This is a genomic window from Bradyrhizobium sp. USDA 3650, from assembly GCF_054057395.1.
This window is the reverse complement of the sequence record NZ_JBSRZG010000001.1, coordinates 2,889,183-2,905,669: the sequence shown is the minus strand read 5'-3', so window position 1 is coordinate 2,905,669 and position 16,487 is coordinate 2,889,183. Positions and strand designations below refer to the sequence as shown.

Here is a 16,487-nt window from a genome sequence, read left to right as displayed (position 1 = left end):
CGCTTAGAAAGGATGAAATCGATGGACTCGTTGGCGAAAGGAGCAATTGGTTAGAGACCGCGCTCGTTCACCCATATTACTTCAACTCAATCGTCGGCGCTTGCATCATTGTGGCTGCACTGATCGCTCTGAGTTGAAGTGTCCACCGGCATAGCCGCACTTCGATGAACCGATCTTAGAGAAACATCTTCGCTGCTAATCCGGCTACTGCTACGAGCAAGCCCAGCGCTGTGTATAAACCCCGCCATTTAGTAAGGTGCTCCTCAATACGCTTCATCATTGAGACCTTCGGCGGAAGCTGCTCGTGAGGGATAAGAGCGAGGTGGGCGGCCTTAAGCCGTATCTCTCCGGCGGCGGCCGCCTTGTTTAGTTTGGGAGGCGGCCCGAGGATTTGACCTTAAGTCTAGCTTTAAGGTCACGTGGCGAATGCAGGTCAATGTGTTGGGCGCCGAACGTCGGCGGCGATGGAGTTACGACGAGAAGGTCCGCCTTGTCGAAGAGACCTTGCAGGCTGGTGAGACAGTCTGCGGCGTCGCGCGCCGGCACGGGATGGCTCACAGCCTGCTGTTCACGTGGCGTCGACAAGCGCGCCAGGGTCGGCTGGCCGGAGATTCCGTGCCAGCTCTCGTTCCCGTCGAGATCACGCCGGTGGCGTCTCCGATCTCGAGTGACGCGCCACAACCGGCCTCTTCCCCGCCGGCGCAGCGCGCAAGGACTGGAATCATCGAGATCGAGTTTGGCGGCGGCTGTCGCGTGCGCGTTGACCGGGACGTAGACACCGAGACGCTGCAGCGGGTTCTTGAAGTTTTGAGACGACGATGATCCCGATCCCAAGCGGCGTCAGGGTCTGGATCGCCACTGGCCACACCGACATGCGTCGCGGCATGCAAAGCTTGGCTCTCACGGTTCAGGAGAGCTTGAGGCGCGATCCTCATGCCGGCGATCTCTACATCTTCCGGGGCCGCCGCGGTGATCTGGTGAAGATTCTTTGGCATGACGGGTTGGGCATGTCGCTGTATGCCAAGCGCCTGGACCGTGGCAAGTTCATCTGGCCCTCGGCGTCGGACGGTGCGGTGTCGATCTCGGCGGCCCAGATGGCTTACATGCTAGAAGGCATCGACTGGCGGAATCCGCAACTGAGCTGGCGGCCACAAAGCGCGGGCTGAGCGCCGAATCTGTAGCTTCTTGCATTTTGGGGAATCCCATCGCGTCCAATCTGTGATTCACTGCATCGCATGCATGCTGATCGCGACGCTGTTCCGGATGAGGTTGCCGCCCTGAAGAAGGCGCTGGCAGTCGAGCGCGCGAAGGCTTTGGAGGTCGCCGCCGAGCTCGCGGTCGCCCGCGCGAAAGCGTCGGAAGACGAGGCGCTGATTGCCCAGCAGAAGCTGCAGATCGCCAAGCTGAAACATCAGATCTACGGACAACGGTCGGAGCGCTCGGCGCGGCTGATCGAGCAGTTGGCGCTGACGTTCGAAGAGCTGGAAGCTGACGCTACCGAGGACGAGCTGGCGGCGGAATGGGCCGTGGCCAGGTCGACCACGGTGCGCGGATTTACGCGCAAGCGCGCCGAGCGCCAGACCTTCCCCGAGCACCTTCCCCGGGAGCGGGTAGTGATCGACGGACCTACGGCTTGTGAATGCTGCGGCAGCAATCGTCTTCGCAAGCTCGGCGAGGACGTGACCCGCACGCTAGAAGTGGTGCCGCGCCAGTGGAAGGTGATCGAGACGGTCCGCGAGAAGTTCTCCTGCCGCGACTGCGAGAAGATCAGCCAGGCGCCAGCGCCGTTCCATGCCGTTGCTCGGGGGTGGGCTGGTCCGAGCCTCTTGGCCATGATTATGTTTGAGAAGTTCGGCCAGCATCAGCCGCTCAACCGCCAGGCGGAGCGCTACGCTCTGGAAGGCGTGCCGATCGCACTGTCGACCATGGCAGATGCCGTTGGGGCGGTCTGTGCCTCGCTGGATCCTCTGCTGCGCTTGGTGGAAGCCCACGTCATGGCGGCCGAGCGCCTTCATGCTGACGATACGACGGTACCGGTCCTGGCCAAGGGCAAGACCGACACCGGACGGTGCTGGATCTACATCCGCGACGATCGGCCATTTGGGGGCACGGACCCGCCGGCGGCGATGTTCTACTACTCGCGCGACCGCGAGGGCGAGCATCCCCAAGCGCATCTGGCCCGGTATGCCGGCATCCTGCAGGCCGACGCCTATGACGGGTACAACCAGCTCTATCTGCCGGGACGCCAAGCCGGGCCAATCCGGGAGGCTGCCTGCTGGTCGCATGGACGGCGCCCGTTCTTCGCGATGGCCGACATCGAAGAGAATGCCCGGCGCAGGGCCACCGGCAAAAAGGAAATCCCGCTCTCGCCGATCGCGATCGAGGTCGTGCGGCGGATCGATGCGCTGTTCGAGATCGAACGGTCCATCAACGGCAAGAGTGCCGAGGAGCGCCTTCGGGTTCGGCAGACGCTGAGCCGGCCTCTGGTCGAGGACCTCCAGGTCTATATGCGGGAGCAGCTTGCCAAGCTGTCTCGGGGGCACGACCTGGCTAAGGCGTTCAACTATATCCTGAAGCGCTGGGCGAGCTTCACCCTATTCCTCGAGGACGGCCGCGTGTGTCTCTCCAACAATGCCGCCGAACCGGGCTTGCGAGGCATCGCTCTTGGGCGGAAGTCCTGGCTATTCTGCGGATCTGATCGCGGAGGGCGGCGCGCCGCAGCTATGTACAGCCTGATCGTCACAGCCAAAATCAACGGCATCGATCCGCAGGTGTGGCTCACGAATGTCCTCGCCCGCATCGCCGCTCATCCGGCTCATCGGCTGGACGAACTTCTGCCCTGGAATTGGACGTCAGCGTCTGCGCTCTCCGCTCGAGCGGCGGCATGACCACCCAGGTCAACAAGGTCCATCACGTCACCACCATCACCAAGGTCGCCAAAGACCTCGGCGAAGACGAAGATTGGCTGTGGGACATCGCCAACGAGATGGAGATCGAGGATGGCGTCATCTGGGTCTATGGCGTCGGAGAAGACGGCGTTCAGGCGTTCACCGACTTCGGCATCGACAACCTGATCGAGCTCATCTAGTTCTATAAAGAGAACCCCGGACTACTCAGGCGGTAGCCCTGCGGCCTACGCCGAATGGATACCTTAAGCCTCACGACCTCGACGTTTGCGCGGCTGTGCGTTTCAGAGGTGTTGTAGAACGGAACATTGGCGGGATTGCCATTGCCCCGTAATCTTTGATCGGTCGTTGTCGCCTCCTGAACAATGCGGGCGATATACCCGTTCAATGAGCGCTCTAACGTATCCAGAAATGACCGTTTCAAATCGGGCGGGTACGATGCACATTCCGCCTTCCATTGACGAAAGCCGCTGTGGACACGATCCACCAAATGCTTGCCCACTGAAGACCAATAAATGTCGTGTATCTGTCCTTGGAAAAGGATGCCCCCGACGCGGATGCGCCCGCCATAAAAGTCCTCCACGTCGACCGTGTGGTTCGGAATGTTGATGTTATGCCACTTGAAGAACCAGTCGTTCGCCATGCGAACCGAATCTTGGCCGAGTTGGTGGACCAAGGAAATCTCGAACGGCGTTGTCATTCACGGTAGCTCTCATCAGCGGGATTAGAATCAGGAGACTCCCCAACGCGGGAACGATATCGAGTTGAAGCGAATACAAAAGCGCTATACAAAAGGAAATCAGACGAGCGTAAAAAGGCTAGTCTTATCAGTGTTTTGCTCGGCGGGTGGCAGTACCCACCCAACTGTACCAAGGCTGCGGATAACTCCGCGTGTTCTCAGCATCTTATTGATACACCACGAGGATTTGCGCGGCCTAAATACAAAAGGCTGCACAAATGGCGTTACGAATGGTTGCGTTGAATAGGATTGCTGACGGTCGTTGGTTTGCTCGCAAGGTCATTGACCTGCCGAACTTTCATCCATCGGCGATGTTCATGAGATTGCCAAGTCGCGCATACCATACTCTTGCCCACCCCATTCACCCGGCGCTCCGGTGGACACGGCTGCGCAATCACGACGGTTAGGCGTCTCGCCCCTCGTAAGGCGCCGGATTAGCCAGGGCTGAAGATCAAGCAGAGCAGGATCGCCGCCACGACCAATGTCCAACCGATTGACGTGGCGAGAGCCATACTTGGATTGGCATCGAACGAACTCTCCCGACGACACTGCTGGCGGGGGACAGCGGCCTCTTGAAGTTACCTCAAACCCTGTTCGAGATAAAAGCCCTTACTTGGGGACCGCCAGAATCAAAAGCCGGACTCGCCACTTGTGAAGTCAAAAACGATTTCAGACCTATGATCTTTCGCCCGTGCCTAGACTACTGTAGAGGCGTCCATTGCGCGCAGAGGGCGATCGAAAGTGAGTAGTAGCAATCGGCGCTCAAATTGGGCGGCATCAGCCTAGTTGTTTACGAAGCAGATGGGCTTCGCGTCGCGATTGTGCCGCGCCCAAGACGTCGCCGCGTTCGACAGTCCTGCTCTGCATCTGAACGCAGGTGCTCTACTCTACTGCCGATTAGCGATCGCGTCCCCTTACGCGCCACAGGGTTGAACGGTGCGGGAATGCGGCGCACTGCTCGCTGATCGTGCTGGAAACCAGCGGCCCATTGGGAGACCAGCAGGAATTATGCGCCGTATTTGAATAATCTTTCATGATGAGGCGAACCGAGGATTACCTGATCTCTACTCCTCGCCAAAATTGAGCTCGTTCATGGGCATTGTTGATCTTGTCAGCAGCAGCTTCTGGTGCCGTCGGCAACTGGAGTTGCGCAACTCTGCTTCCGCTCGTCTTCACGTAAAGTGAGTTGGTCGGTCGTGTTGCCATCTTTGTAGACGTCAATCGCTGTTGTCCCGGAGCTTCTCCAACTACGTCGCTCAAACCCGCACGAACCATCTTCGGAAAGTGGTGGCGAGAGCTGCGTCCGCTTTCAGTATCTTCGCTATCGTATCAAGCCGACAGATATTTTGCCTCTTGGTAGTTGTCATTTTCATTTGATTGCAGATGCGAGGCCAGATGAGGAGCAATTTGACTCCGCTTCGCCCGGTCTGGACTGAAAGCCATTGGATGTGGGATAAGCGAAAATCAAAGCGCGTTCACTTCGAGCACGAGTACCGGGCAACCCTTTTAGGTCTAGACGGCACGTGGCGGCGCGATTGCATTCTCATCGACGTTTCCGACACTGGAGCACGCCTTCGAATGCATGGATCGCCAGACGTGCTCAAAGCTCGCCAGTTCTTCCTGCTGCTTTCAACCGTCGGATTAGCTTACCGACGATGCAAGTTGATTCGACTGGACGGCTCGGAAATCGGGGTCCAATTTGTAACCAGCCGGAATATCCGCTCGGGCTAATTGCCAGAGAAACCAAATCCGGTTCGAATTGATTCAATGAGGAGGGTCGTCCTCCCAACTCACTCCTGAATCGACGCTACCCGGCAGCAGCGATGCCCCTCATCTGCGTTCTCATTGTAGGGGCGGTCCATCCCGGGTATCGAACCCTTATGCGATTTGCCTGAACGGCGCCCGAGAACATGCCGGCGGCGGTCTCAGGACGTAGTGCTCCCCGTAGCGCTGCAGCGGTATAGTCGTTCCGGAACACGCCATATCGCCGCAAATGCGGACTACCTGCTTCGAACAGTTGGGCACTAAGTCAGCATTTGATGACATTCAACTTTGTCATCGATCGCTGACATTCACAAATTGTCAACGAACGCCGACTTATGCTAAAGTAAGCGAACGTAGACATTTGGATGTCCCATGCTCATACGCACACCGGCCGAACTCGGCGCGATCCTTCGCGACCGGCGCAAGAAGCTCAAACTCGATCAATCGACGTTTGCCAAGAGCATTGGCGTCAGCCGCCAATGGGTGATCGAGGTTGAGCACGGTCACCCGCGCGCTGAGCTCGGGCTGATCCTTCGCGCCCTCGACGCCCTGGACATCCGCCTGGATGCGGGCACCGAACAAACGCCAGCCCGCGGGACCACCAGGCCAGCCGTCGATATCAACGCCATCGTGGCCAAGGCCAGGAAAAAAAGGGCATGACGAGCGAACTTGTTGCTCTGCTCGATGATCGGGAAATCGGCCGCGTGCGCAATGACGCCCGCGGCCGGCTCACCCTTGTCTATGACAAGGACTGGCGCCGGGCCGAGGGAGCCTATCCGCTATCGCTCCATGCCGCTCGCGGCCGAAGAGCACGGTCCTTCCGCCGTGCAGGCCTTCCTCTGGGGACTCCTGCCCGACAACGAGCGCGTGCTGGAAAGGTGGGCCCGAAGATTTCAGGTGTCCGCGCGCAACGTGTTTGCCCTTATTTCCCATGTCGGCGAGGACTGCGCGGGTGCCGTTCAGTTCGTCACGCCCGATCGGCTGGGCGCCTTGCGAAGCGGGGCCCAAGACAAGGTCGAATGGCTTGATGAGACGGCGATCGCCAAACGCCTGCAAACCTTACGCGAGGATCACGCCGCCTGGCGATTGCCGCGCGACAACGGACAATTCAGCCTTGCGGGTGCTCAACCCAAAACCGCCTTGCTTCTGCAAAAAGGCAATTCCCTCTGGGCGCATTCCGACCGCGCATATCCTCAAACCGCCGACCGGCCATTTCGATGGGCACGCGGAAAATGAACATATCTGCCTCATACTTGCGCGCAGTCTCGGTCTGCCCGTCGCCGACACCCAGGTGATGCGTTTCGGAAAGGAAATCGCCATTGTCATCGAGCGCTACGACCGGCAGTTCAGTGGGAACGAGATCGTCCGTGTCCACCAGGAAGATATCTGCCAGGCGCTCGGCATCCTGCCGACCATGAAGTATCAAAACGATGGCGGACCAAGCCCTGCCGATGTGATCGAGCTTTTGCGCACCTACTCCACGGATCGGGTCGCCGACGTTGACACGTTTGTCGACGCGCTAAGCTTAAATTGGCTGATCGCGGGTACGGATGCGCATGCCAAGAATTATTCGCTGCTGCTGGCCGGAGGCCCTCATGTACGGCTCGCCCCGCTCTACGACATCGCCAGCATTCTTCCCTACGATGACGTCGATCTTCAGAAGATCAAGCTCGCGATGAAAATCGGCGGTGACTACAAGCTCAGCCAGATTAGTTTGCGCGATTGGCAGAAGTTCGCGCGCGAAACGCGGCTCGATCCTGACAAGGTGATCACCGGACTGATTGCCATGGCCGAGCAGCTTCCCGATATTGTAGCCGCTGTACGGAAGCAAGCCCGGAAAGACGGATTGGACAATGCCATCATCGGGCGTCTCGCCGAGCACCTGATCGCAAGAGCCGGGGAATGCCGTCGACTCCTGGTGAGGCATAGGTTCCGGCGACCGCCGCCAGCAGCATGATCGACATGTCGTTGACGATGCCAATGATGATCATGATCGGCAGCACCAGCATCAGCACCACAGTGATCGGCATGCCGATGTCGATGTCGACATCGACGATGTCAGTGGGTGCTCGCGATCCGTGGCAGCCGCGCAGTCGCTGCGGGTAGCATCACCATACGGCATGTCCTTCAAAGCTCCGACCGACAGCGATTTTTCTTCTGCGGGCTTTTCTAATTCGGTAGGACGCTCGTAGGTCGTCTTTTTGACGCGGCCCCAAATCAATGACGTTTAGGCGTCTCGCCCCGCTTAGGGGGCGCCGGATTAGCCACGTCCGAAGATCAAATAGAGCAGGATCACGGCCACGGCGACTGTCCAGCCGATCGACGTAGCGACAGCCCATACTGGCATCGGCATCGGATGGCCCTCCCGATGAAAGCTAACGAAGAGGCCGCTGGCGCTGGACAGCGACCTCTTGGACCCGCCTCAAAATGTCTTCGAGATAAAAACCCTTATCCCGGGTCGCTACAATCAAACGCCGGACTCGCCACCCTGTGAAGTCAAAATCGATTCGAGGGCCAATGGAACAATTGTGACGTTGCGAGAGCGACACACCTAACAAGCTAGGCCCGGTACTGGTGAAGAGTTCTGACTCGGGCGGAAGCCAACCAATTTGCCAGAGATAATGTGTGAAACTGCCTGGCGCATAAGCCGGGAATAATTTGTGGGCTATTTCACCTGATATTTGAAGTGGGGTAGATAAGCGTTCGCCGCTCGTCGGGGCTGGGCCGCAGGCGACGACGGCGGACCGTCCTACTGTTGAGGATTGCCGATGTCGAGCGCGCCTAGACGGTAATCTTCGCCCAGCGATTGGTCGGTCGTCGGCCGGGCAGTCAAGGTGAATGTCGCGTCGGGGTAGCGGGCCCACACCTCAATGTCCTCTGAAGTAACGGTTAGATATCCGAAGAAGCACTTGTATCGACCCGGCTCCGTTACCCGGCCGATTTTGTCCCAATTGATCTTGTTAACGCGCATCCCTAGCTCCACTCTTTCTCAGGCAGCGAGCCGGGCGGAGCATTGAGTTCTTCGAGGCCGGCTTCGATCACCGCCAATTCCTCTTGGATTGCTTTGGCCGCGTTTTCTGGGTTGATGCCCGACACGGCTTCCAACTGGGCGAGCACCTTGCGCCGATGCGCCAGCAAGTCGACTAGAGCCCGTCGGTCCCGCAGTTTCACGTAGCCAGTGACGATCAATTCCATGGCTTTTGACACGTTCGTCGTTTCCCACCGGTTTGCGGGTTATCGGGGGCGGCTAAGTTCTGTCAGACCGGCTGCGGTCATACGATATTCGACAGCTTCGCCGGTTGAGCGTCGCTCCATCCATCCGTTTCGTAAAAGAGCGAGCGTCGTTCCGGGGTGATCGGGAAGCCTCGAAGAAGACACCCAATCGCGGTCACCAAGAGGGTCGAGCATTTGCCGGTGATACTGGTTAAAAAGCGGCCTGCGCGGGCGTTCGGTTTCCATGGCCCGTTTGTTGCCATCGCATTGTTTACGATCAATTACGGATCGGGAACAGCCGGCAATCTTTTCTAAGTGGTTCATGGATATTGTTCTGCGGCATGGATCACGAGGACGCATCTGCTTGGTTTGTTCCGGCTCTCAGGCGAAGCTACGCTCGTCTAGCAGCGTGGATGACGCGCGGTAATCGCGCGCCTGAGCCCAGCCGCTTGCCGGAGCCGCCGCGCATTTAGGCATTGCAGGCATTGCGAATGACGAAGCACATCTACGCGTCCGTGATTGCCGGACGAAGAGGAGCGGAATTGCTCTCTCTCTTTGGCGCAGGTGCCATAGCTGAGGAGGGCGGCGAACGGCGAGGCCGCACCCGCCAAGCGGTCGACGCTCGCTTGCAGCGCTTTCAAAAACAGCGGGGGCGAGCGAGTAGGACGAGTGGGAAATTCTTTGCTCAGTTACTAGAGTATCGTCCGTTCAGCCCGGCTGAAGTAACCCTCAACCGATACATCGAAGATTCAATTGCATCCGCTTCAAAAGGCACCAAGCTGTAAGTGATCGCATTGAGGTCGACGGATGACCAGCCCGACTGATGACGAATTTGCGCCGCTGTCACCGCCGCCATTGAGCAGTGGAAGACTTCGCGCCAGCTTCCCACCTGTCGCCGAACGATTGTGAGACGTTGAACAAGTTGATCATCACCGGACTTCAGACCGTACTGTTCCAGCGTGCGAAGGGCTTCGACAAGCGCTAAACACCGGCGGAATTCGACGACACGATCTTTGATTGAAGCATGCGCCCGAAAGCCCGCTCAAGCAGAGCCGATCGAGCAGAAAGGCGGCGCATCACAAGGGTCAAGCGCTGCCAATCGCCGTGGTTGAAATGCTAAATGGTCTTCCGACTGACTTGGGGTCGCATGGTTAAGGCATTTCGCAATATGGTCATGGCACTTACTTTTGTAGGAGTTGCCGGCTGTAACATGTTTTGGAATTTCACGAATGACGATATGGCCTGCGGCCTTGCGCTGGCGGCATCGGTTGCAGCCGGCTTTTGCCTTGAGCGCATCTTCATCGAGCGGTCCCGTCGGGAGATGATCCGCCTCCACGGCGCGGAGTGGCATTCCACCGAGAACCTTTAGCTCGGCTCATGAGCGTCACCCGTCGCACGCTCGTCGTTTTCATCATCCGATTGTTCGCATTCGACTGGAGGGCTTAGGCCCGATGATCAAACTGGTCCATCCATTCCGGTTCGCTCGCATGGAGCGCCTGCGAGAGCTGCTTGAACGGGACTACGAAATGGCAGTTGATCCGAATGCGGGCGTGAGCACCACGAAGCTGGTGAGACCCGATCCGCCAATGCTCGATGCAGGTTTGATACTCGGTCAGTGACCCAGGAGGGTGCGAGCCGGGTCCTTCGTTTTGAGCCATACGAGCGCTACGGCACCGCAACCGGTCAATACGCCCGAGTAGCATCACGATCTGGAAGGGCGATGACCATAAGCCGACCCCGAGGTAGCGGGATGCGAAAGCGAACTCCCCGGCTCCATTAGTCCTTACCGCTTTACAATGTTGCCACAGGGCTCGTCGTAGTCGTCACAATCGCCGCTAGCGAGGTAGTCAAGAGGGGCGATCCGAACCAAGTCGGGCGCGAGGTTCAACGGCAACAGCTGGAGGAGAACCAGTGCACGAACTGGCAACCTGATGTTTGAAGGCGGCCCTATGTGGTTGTCCCTCACTGGACGGCAGGTCGTCACTGGAAACCAGCACTGGCTGCTCTGCGATGTGGTCTCGAAGACCATTTCGAGCTCGGCTGACGCGGCGGCAACTCATGGCTAGGGCGGACCACGAATTTTGGGTTGTTAGTATTAGCGCGCGCCCAGGCTGTGCCCCAATCTTTTTGGGGCACACATGAGGGGAATGAAAGCGCGAAGTGTCTGTAATTAGTGTGAAAATGGTGGGCGCACAAGGGATCGAACCTTGGACCTCCCCGTGTGAAATTTGCGGAAGGCGCGATTGAGCGCGCTGCGCGGAATGCGCCCGCCATCGTCGGTTCTCGTATACTGTGGGTAGACGACCATCCTTCGAACAATGACCTTGAGCGCAATCTGTTAGAGGCGCTGGGTATCGAGGTCTTTACGGTCAAGAGCAACAAGGAGGCACTCACCTTTTTGCCCGTCGTGCGGCCGGACGTCGTGATAAGTGATGTCGGAAGAGACAACGAGGAATCACTCCCATTGCGCAACTGCCCTGCTCATTACTATAAGGCTACAGACAGAAAGGATCTGGCCGCCGTCAACGCCGATCTGATGCAAGGGAAAACGAAAGACGCTGGTTTCAGTTTGCCTGAAGCCATCTCGGCGGTTGATGCCAAGTACACTGACCATTTTAGTGTCGGATAGCTTTCTACTCGGCCTCCGCCGGGGGAAGTTCGGCGAGTCAGTGCGCACGACTGGTGACTAACCGTCCCGATGTCCTGTTGCACAACGTTATCAGCGCATTGGAGGAAATCCGGTGGGAAAAGCTCAAGAAGCAGCCTGAAAAAGAAAAGCAGTCCGAGAAGAAAGACTAGCTCCACCCCGGCGCCACCGGTATATTTCCTACAACGCCCCTAAACACGTGGCCGCACCGCCACGCCGCTGGCGTCACAAAACGCACGCAGCTGCTGAATACAGCTTTGCGCGGTAAGCTTGCCTTGCACGGACGAATGGCCCGGGTTGTCGCGTATGCCCTCATGGGGAGCGGCCGTAGCGGTGTCTTCGTTTGCAGCCACTCAAGTTCGGCCGGCACACGCCTCATGGGCGCGAGCTATTTCTTGTCGGTGTGCGCAAGGCATGGCGCTACTATCTCGCTCCGGTACTTTCCGCGGTTGTCATCGTCTATCTGGCAGTCACGGTCGGTAATCGACTTGCGTTCACCGCGGTTGATCAAGCGGGGCTGGTTTGCAAGCCAACGGACAGGCTTGAATTTGTCCCCGACGCCGGCGCGCTGGTCTCGTTCGATGCGTCCGACCTTTGCTTTTCGACCGGTTATAAAGTGGGACGCCTAGAGCGATACCTCGTCTGGACCAACCCGGACCCGATTGCCCTGGCCAGGCAGTACAAGGACTACACTACCAGCCGCGCAACATGTCAGGTAGGGGCGGGAGACTTGCACAATGGCAGCGTCGTCACGGATGCACGTGGCTATTCGACTTTCCATAATCCGGATGACGGAACACAGCTGTCCTGGACCGAGACCGTTGTCCATATGCTCGCATCACCTTTGCGGCGTTACTACTTCCAGCCCTGGTTCCAACCGGTGGCGCGCTATGGCGCGCTAGGTAGTGAAGTGGACTTCCTCGAACCTGACCCCGACCGACGGGTGAAGAAAATATCTGAATATGTGACGCCGAAGGTGGCGGGCGAGTTGTTCTTTTACTTGAACGATGCCGTTCTTGTTCTCCCACGCAAATACCAGTGGCTTTATGGCGATAACGGGGGGTGCGTTTCGTTCTTCATCAAGCCGTCCAAATAACGATGGCGTGGGCCGACGTGAGCGTATGGGGATCTGATGGATTTCAATGGGACCTATATTGCCGGGCTGGTCGTGTCTGGCGTAGCGACAATCGTCTTCTTCGAAGGCAGGCCAAAGGGCCCTCAGTTCGTCGTCGCTCAGAACGCGGTCTTCCTCACGCTCCTTTCCACCGACTTTAGGGATACGGGCGAGGGGGGTAATGATCGTTTCGTCTTCGAGGTTGGCCCAATTGTACATGGTGCAGATGGACGCCTGGGTCTTATTGGCATTGCGCACGGAGGTTGCGGCGAGACCCCGAAGAAAGACGACCAGCTCTTTGCGGGTGATCGTTGATACGATTCGGGGACCGAACTCCGTCTTGGCCCGCTTTAGGACCCACTCGTCATCCTTCCACGATTTCTTGCGGGGCTTCGCGTATTCGTTGATGTGGCGGTCAGCCAGCCGATTGAAGGTCAGCTCGTCGGCTCCCACCGAGGCCTCGGCTGCCTCGCGCTGGGCCTCTGCGACCGGATTGCGGCCTTCGTGCAGGTCCGCATATCGGCGGTTTGCTATCTCGCATATTGTTTTCGCATCAGCGGCTGCGGTCGAAACCACTGCCGCAGCCAAGCAGAACGCTACTCTCATCATCACCTCCTCCGGCGAGGTGAACTGGTTTTCAAAGATTGCTCCTCACAGGCTGTTGAGTCAACGGCAGCGACGGGCCAATGATTGCAGGAACGATCGGGCCGCTTTCATTCGGCACAACGTGTGCATTGCTAACCAACAACTGGGAATGGTGTTGTTTGGCGATGTGCGCGGTCTAGATGTAGCCACGAGGGAATCCATCAGTCACTTTAAAAAAGGACGGCGAGCAAAATCCCGACTTGACCCCGGCTGCGGCCACGGGGACCGATGTCTCCAAAGAGATGGGGCCGCTCCTGGACGGCGCTCAGGTTCCGGGGTCAGCTTCCATTCCCGGCCGAACGGAGCTTCTGGTGACTTGTCCCTAGTGCTGGCCGGGATCGTTGCTTACCGGCTCAGGAAGCTTTGGAAGGTTCCTGGTTGCTTGGTCACGGACCCAAGCTGCCCAGGCGAATGAAAATGACGCCTTGGAGCGACCTTCCACGATGTCTATTAGCCGCGTTTGTAAGACCCCCAGTCCAAACGCAGTCATCAGGATGAGCGCGGCTTGTACTATTTGACTTACTGGAGTGGCACCTATCGCTTCTGCCTGGAAGCCGATCGGCGATACAGCTTCTTCGAACACGATGGCGCTGAGCGCGGCTAGAAACTTGATCAAGATCCAAGCCGCAAGCTCTTCGAAATACCAAACAAGAGCGGGCGGCTTGGCGCATCCGAATATCCCCGCCAATCCGTAGGTGAGCAGCTGTGGCACAACCGCAACGACTATGATCGAGATGACCAAAACGAGTTCATCACGAATATTAGTCAGCCAGTCATGAAGCCACAAAGTATATGCGCTCGGGATGTGCATCTCCTGTTCGAGGAACAGACTTAGAGATGAATAGCCATCAAGGTAGGCCGCGACCGATATCGTAATGCGGATCACGAAAACCAAGGAAAACGCGTACCAAATGACATTGATCTGAGTTTGGTGACCTCTCCGGTTCATTGTTTTTACGCATAGCCAGACAGTCCACAGAGCAAGCAGCAACCAGACTAATTGAGCTGCTCGAATAATCCATTCTGCGGCTGTCTGCGAGACCATTCCGGTATCCTAGTTCTGGCTGCACTCTCCCTGAGTGCCCTAAGTGGTGGGACGCTAGTCAGATAAGAGTCAGCGTTTTCGCTTCTTCATCCTCACCCCCGCTCCGCCCCCGTTCTCGGGGATAAACTCGACGCCAGCTCTTTCCAGGGCTTTGGCTATCACGTCGATAGTCTCGTCTGCGACCTTGATCGGGCCGCCAGCTTCTGCACGTTTCAATGTAGGCACAGATACGCCTGCAGCCTCCGCGACCTCGGGCTGAGAGAGGCCGGTCAGCGCACGCGCGGCTCTCAATTGAGAAAAATCCACCAAGGCTATTGATCCTTTTAGATCATCGTGTGTGATCCTTTTGTATCAAGGCTGAATTTCGAAAGCAACCCCGATGAGCAAGACCACTTTCCCGGTGAACGGCGGAGCCATGCCCGCAACCATCATCACCAATGTGAACTTCACCGACTTCGGGCAGCTAAACCGCGACACGGCCTTGGTCTGCCATGGGGTCTTGCGCACCTCGGCCAACGGTAAGCCGCGCCACCCGCGGGCCGCTCTCCTCTCGAAAATCATGATTGAGGCTCATGCCCGCGCGAAGGCGGATTATGCCAACGAGCTTTCGTGCCGCGCTCGCGCTCACCACGTCATCCGGAAAAACGTCGAAGAGTTCAAAAGCCTAGAAGCGTGGGAAGTTGCCGTGCTGGCGAAGGCCAATAGCTTTTTCAAGTGAGTCATCCGGCAACCCTCAAGCCGCCGGCCCCATACGAGAGTGATCAACTGGAAAGTCTGAAAACACATGAACGGCAAGGGTTTGCGCGGGCGTTCTGCGACCTTGAATCGAACGTCTGCGACCTCACCCGGATGGCCAGGCTTGCTCAGCTGCAGGTGCACGAAGCAATTGGCGAGCTAAAATATGAAGACGGGACCTGTGTCGAAGTTCCGGACACGGAGAGCGTTGGTCTTGCCATGTTCGCGGTCTCTCTCTTGACCGAAAAAGTGCGAGAGTTGGGGATGTCCCGGGTTCTGTTGAATTTCTGAAGAGGTCGGCGTTGCCCACCTTGAGCCGGTAGGCTCGGGGTGCTGATTCCACAAAGGAGAGCAACGCCATGACGAGAGATATCACACCGGCTGGTTCGCCGGCGACCGGGGCTGTGGACGAAGCGTTTGCAGAAGTGCGGGCGAGCTTCGATCAGTTCTGCCTTGCGGCAGGGATCGAGGCGCTCGGCACGATGATGGAGGCGGATGTCACGGCGGCCTGCGGGCCGCGCGATCGCGACGCGGCGCGGCGGGCGCACCGTTGGGGCCGAACGCGGGGACGGATCGGCTTCCACGGCGGCAAGATCGAGGTCGAGCGCCCGCGGGTCCGGGGCGTGGATGGCGGCGAGGTCACGATCCCGAGCTGGGAAACGGCGGCGCAGGAGGATTGGCTCGGTCGCTGGGCGATGAACCTGATGCTGATCAATGTGTCGACGCGCCGGTTCGGCCGCGCCGTCCGGCTGCCCGAAGGTGACGTGCCGGCACCGCCCGGATCGGGGGTTTCGAAGTCGGCGGCCTCGCGGAGGTTCGTAGCGCTGTCGGCGGCGCGGCTGGCTGACTTCATGGCTGCCGATCTGTCCGCGCTCGACCTTCTGGTGGTCCAAATCGACGGGCTGCATCTCGGCGACGATCTCGTGCTGGTCGCCGCGATCGGAGTTGACGGCGAAGGCAACAAGCATCCGCTGGCGCTGGTGGAAGGGGCGACCGAGAATGCCGCAACGGTTCAGGCCCTGCTGGACAACCTGGTCTCGCGCGGGCTCGACCCGACGATGCCAAGACTGTTCATCGCCGACGGCGCGAAAGCGTTGTCGAAGGCGATCCGCCGCACCTTCGGTTCGGCCGCTGCGATCCAGCGCTGCCAGATCCACAAGGCGCGCAACATCATGGAACGCCTGCCGAAAGAGCATCATGCGCCCACCCGTCGGGTGCTGCGCCAGGCGTGGGAGCTCGATGACGCCGACAAGGCTGAAAAATTGATCCGCAATCTCGCGCGTCGCCTCGACCAGCAATGGCCCGGCGTCGCGGCCAGCATCCTCGAAGGCCTCGACGAAATCCTGACTGTCGTCCGGTTGAAGCTGCCGAAGGAGCTTCGTCGATCGCTCGCCTGTACCAACATCGCCGAGAACATGATGGGCACCATTCGCCGCGTCACGCGCAACGTCAAACGCTGGCGGGATGCCGGTATGGCCTTGCGATGGGTCGCGGCCGGCATGATCGAGGCCAACAAGGGCTTTCGACGATTGAAGGCGCATAAGCAATTGTCGGTTCTGCGTGCAGCCCTTCAAGCTCACCACGATCGCATGACGATCAAGCCCGTTGCCCACGTCTCGAGGGCCGCGTAACATTGATCCCGGCAACGTCGGCCCGACGTAGTTCAAGACCGATCGGGA

22 protein-coding genes and 1 tRNA gene are annotated in these 16,487 nt (G+C 58.5%); 17 read left to right on the top strand and 6 right to left on the bottom strand.

Annotated features, from left to right (window positions below):
- The first annotated feature begins 426 nt into the window (after positions 1-426).
- From tnpA to ACVIN2_RS13495, 4 genes are all read left to right on the top strand, one after another.
- Positions 427-822 carry an IS66-like element accessory protein TnpA gene (gene tnpA / locus ACVIN2_RS13510; protein WP_456765989.1) on the top strand — a complete coding sequence of 132 codons (396 nt, stop codon included), beginning with the start codon at positions 427-429 and terminating at the stop codon, positions 820-822.
- A complete protein-coding gene (tnpB, locus tag ACVIN2_RS13505) occupies positions 819-1,166 on the top strand; it encodes an IS66 family insertion sequence element accessory protein TnpB (RefSeq protein ID WP_456765988.1) in 348 nt (115 codons plus the stop codon). Before tnpA ends, tnpB begins: the two co-directional genes overlap by 4 nt.
- Positions 1,167-1,235: 69 nt before the next feature.
- On the top strand, positions 1,236-2,888 hold the full coding sequence (gene tnpC, locus ACVIN2_RS13500; RefSeq protein ID WP_456765987.1) for an IS66 family transposase: 1,653 nt from the start codon (positions 1,236-1,238) through the stop codon (positions 2,886-2,888).
- A complete protein-coding gene (locus ACVIN2_RS13495) occupies positions 2,885-3,088 on the top strand; it encodes a hypothetical protein (protein WP_456765986.1) in 204 nt (67 codons plus the stop codon). The genes tnpC and ACVIN2_RS13495 overlap by 4 nt, the downstream gene beginning before the upstream one ends.
- Before the next feature lie 2 nt (positions 3,089-3,090).
- On the opposite strand, the gene ACVIN2_RS13490 is transcribed toward ACVIN2_RS13495, so the two are convergent.
- Complete coding sequence (locus ACVIN2_RS13490; RefSeq protein WP_456765985.1) at positions 3,091-3,606, bottom strand: hypothetical protein; 516 nt, start codon at positions 3,604-3,606, stop codon at positions 3,091-3,093.
- A 1,422-nt stretch (positions 3,607-5,028) separates the two neighbouring features.
- Between ACVIN2_RS13490 and ACVIN2_RS13485 the strand changes: the two genes are divergently transcribed.
- The 5 genes from ACVIN2_RS13485 to ACVIN2_RS13465 all read left to right on the top strand — a co-directional run bounded on the left by ACVIN2_RS13485 (position 5,029) and on the right by ACVIN2_RS13465 (position 7,515).
- On the top strand, positions 5,029-5,376 hold the full coding sequence (locus ACVIN2_RS13485; RefSeq protein WP_456765984.1) for a PilZ domain-containing protein: 348 nt from the start codon (positions 5,029-5,031) through the stop codon (positions 5,374-5,376).
- Positions 5,377-5,781: 405 nt separating this feature from the next.
- The gene (locus ACVIN2_RS13480; RefSeq protein ID WP_231188961.1) at positions 5,782-6,069 is read left to right on the top strand and encodes a helix-turn-helix domain-containing protein; all 288 of its coding nucleotides are present in this window, start codon (positions 5,782-5,784) and stop codon (positions 6,067-6,069) included.
- Between the two features lie 129 nt (positions 6,070-6,198).
- Positions 6,199-6,645, top strand: a complete 447-nt coding sequence (locus tag ACVIN2_RS13475) for a HipA N-terminal domain-containing protein (RefSeq protein ID WP_456765983.1) — start codon at positions 6,199-6,201, stop codon at positions 6,643-6,645.
- Entirely contained in the window at positions 6,530-7,366 is an 837-nt protein-coding gene (locus tag ACVIN2_RS13470; RefSeq protein WP_456769711.1) for a HipA domain-containing protein, read from the top strand. Before ACVIN2_RS13475 ends, ACVIN2_RS13470 begins: the two co-directional genes overlap by 116 nt.
- Entirely contained in the window at positions 7,363-7,515 is a 153-nt protein-coding gene (locus ACVIN2_RS13465) for a hypothetical protein (RefSeq protein WP_456765982.1), read from the top strand. Before ACVIN2_RS13470 ends, ACVIN2_RS13465 begins: the two co-directional genes overlap by 4 nt.
- A gap of 643 nt (positions 7,516-8,158) precedes the next feature.
- Here ACVIN2_RS13465 and ACVIN2_RS13460 read toward each other — a convergent pair.
- The gene (locus tag ACVIN2_RS13460; protein WP_317245070.1) at positions 8,159-8,380 is read right to left on the bottom strand and encodes a hypothetical protein; all 222 of its coding nucleotides are present in this window, start codon (positions 8,378-8,380) and stop codon (positions 8,159-8,161) included.
- 2 nt (positions 8,381-8,382) lie between these two features.
- Positions 8,383-8,616, bottom strand: a complete 234-nt coding sequence (locus ACVIN2_RS13455) for a hypothetical protein (RefSeq protein WP_456765981.1) — start codon at positions 8,614-8,616, stop codon at positions 8,383-8,385.
- 497 nt (positions 8,617-9,113) lie between these two features.
- Here ACVIN2_RS13455 and ACVIN2_RS13450 point away from each other — a divergent pair, with 497 nt between their 5' ends.
- The 3 genes from ACVIN2_RS13450 to ACVIN2_RS13440 all read left to right on the top strand — a co-directional run bounded on the left by ACVIN2_RS13450 (position 9,114) and on the right by ACVIN2_RS13440 (position 10,241).
- On the top strand, positions 9,114-9,407 hold the full coding sequence (locus ACVIN2_RS13450) for a hypothetical protein (protein ID WP_456765980.1): 294 nt from the start codon (positions 9,114-9,116) through the stop codon (positions 9,405-9,407).
- Between the two features lie 335 nt (positions 9,408-9,742).
- Positions 9,743-9,991 carry a hypothetical protein gene (locus ACVIN2_RS13445; RefSeq protein ID WP_456765979.1) on the top strand — a complete coding sequence of 83 codons (249 nt, stop codon included), beginning with the start codon at positions 9,743-9,745 and terminating at the stop codon, positions 9,989-9,991.
- Between the two features lie 82 nt (positions 9,992-10,073).
- A complete protein-coding gene (locus ACVIN2_RS13440; RefSeq protein WP_456765978.1) occupies positions 10,074-10,241 on the top strand; it encodes a hypothetical protein in 168 nt (55 codons plus the stop codon).
- A gap of 563 nt (positions 10,242-10,804) precedes the next feature.
- On the opposite strand, the gene ACVIN2_RS13435 is transcribed toward ACVIN2_RS13440, so the two are convergent.
- A tRNA-OTHER gene (locus tag ACVIN2_RS13435) sits at positions 10,805-10,891 on the bottom strand.
- A gap of 721 nt (positions 10,892-11,612) precedes the next feature.
- Here ACVIN2_RS13435 and ACVIN2_RS13430 point away from each other — a divergent pair.
- Complete coding sequence (locus tag ACVIN2_RS13430; RefSeq protein ID WP_456765977.1) at positions 11,613-12,365, top strand: hypothetical protein; 753 nt, start codon at positions 11,613-11,615, stop codon at positions 12,363-12,365.
- A 36-nt stretch (positions 12,366-12,401) separates the two neighbouring features.
- A complete protein-coding gene (locus ACVIN2_RS13425) occupies positions 12,402-12,698 on the top strand; it encodes a hypothetical protein (protein WP_438744114.1) in 297 nt (98 codons plus the stop codon).
- 652 nt (positions 12,699-13,350) lie between these two features.
- Here the strand turns inward: ACVIN2_RS13425 and ACVIN2_RS13420 are convergent.
- Both ACVIN2_RS13420 and ACVIN2_RS13415 read right to left on the bottom strand, forming a co-directional pair.
- Positions 13,351-14,073 (bottom strand): hypothetical protein, encoded by a 723-nt coding sequence (locus tag ACVIN2_RS13420; protein WP_456765976.1) that lies wholly within the window; start codon positions 14,071-14,073, stop codon positions 13,351-13,353.
- Positions 14,074-14,142: 69 nt separating this feature from the next.
- The gene (locus ACVIN2_RS13415; protein ID WP_456769710.1) at positions 14,143-14,379 is read right to left on the bottom strand and encodes a helix-turn-helix domain-containing protein; all 237 of its coding nucleotides are present in this window, start codon (positions 14,377-14,379) and stop codon (positions 14,143-14,145) included.
- A gap of 73 nt (positions 14,380-14,452) precedes the next feature.
- Here ACVIN2_RS13415 and ACVIN2_RS13410 point away from each other — a divergent pair, with 73 nt between their 5' ends.
- The 3 genes from ACVIN2_RS13410 to ACVIN2_RS13400 all read left to right on the top strand — a co-directional run bounded on the left by ACVIN2_RS13410 (position 14,453) and on the right by ACVIN2_RS13400 (position 16,439).
- Positions 14,453-14,791, top strand: a complete 339-nt coding sequence (locus ACVIN2_RS13410; RefSeq protein WP_456765975.1) for a hypothetical protein — start codon at positions 14,453-14,455, stop codon at positions 14,789-14,791.
- A complete protein-coding gene (locus tag ACVIN2_RS13405) occupies positions 14,788-15,099 on the top strand; it encodes a hypothetical protein (RefSeq protein WP_456765974.1) in 312 nt (103 codons plus the stop codon). Before ACVIN2_RS13410 ends, ACVIN2_RS13405 begins: the two co-directional genes overlap by 4 nt.
- Before the next feature lie 68 nt (positions 15,100-15,167).
- Entirely contained in the window at positions 15,168-16,439 is a 1,272-nt protein-coding gene (locus tag ACVIN2_RS13400) for an IS256 family transposase (protein ID WP_456765973.1), read from the top strand.
- Positions 16,440-16,487 lie beyond the last annotated feature (48 nt).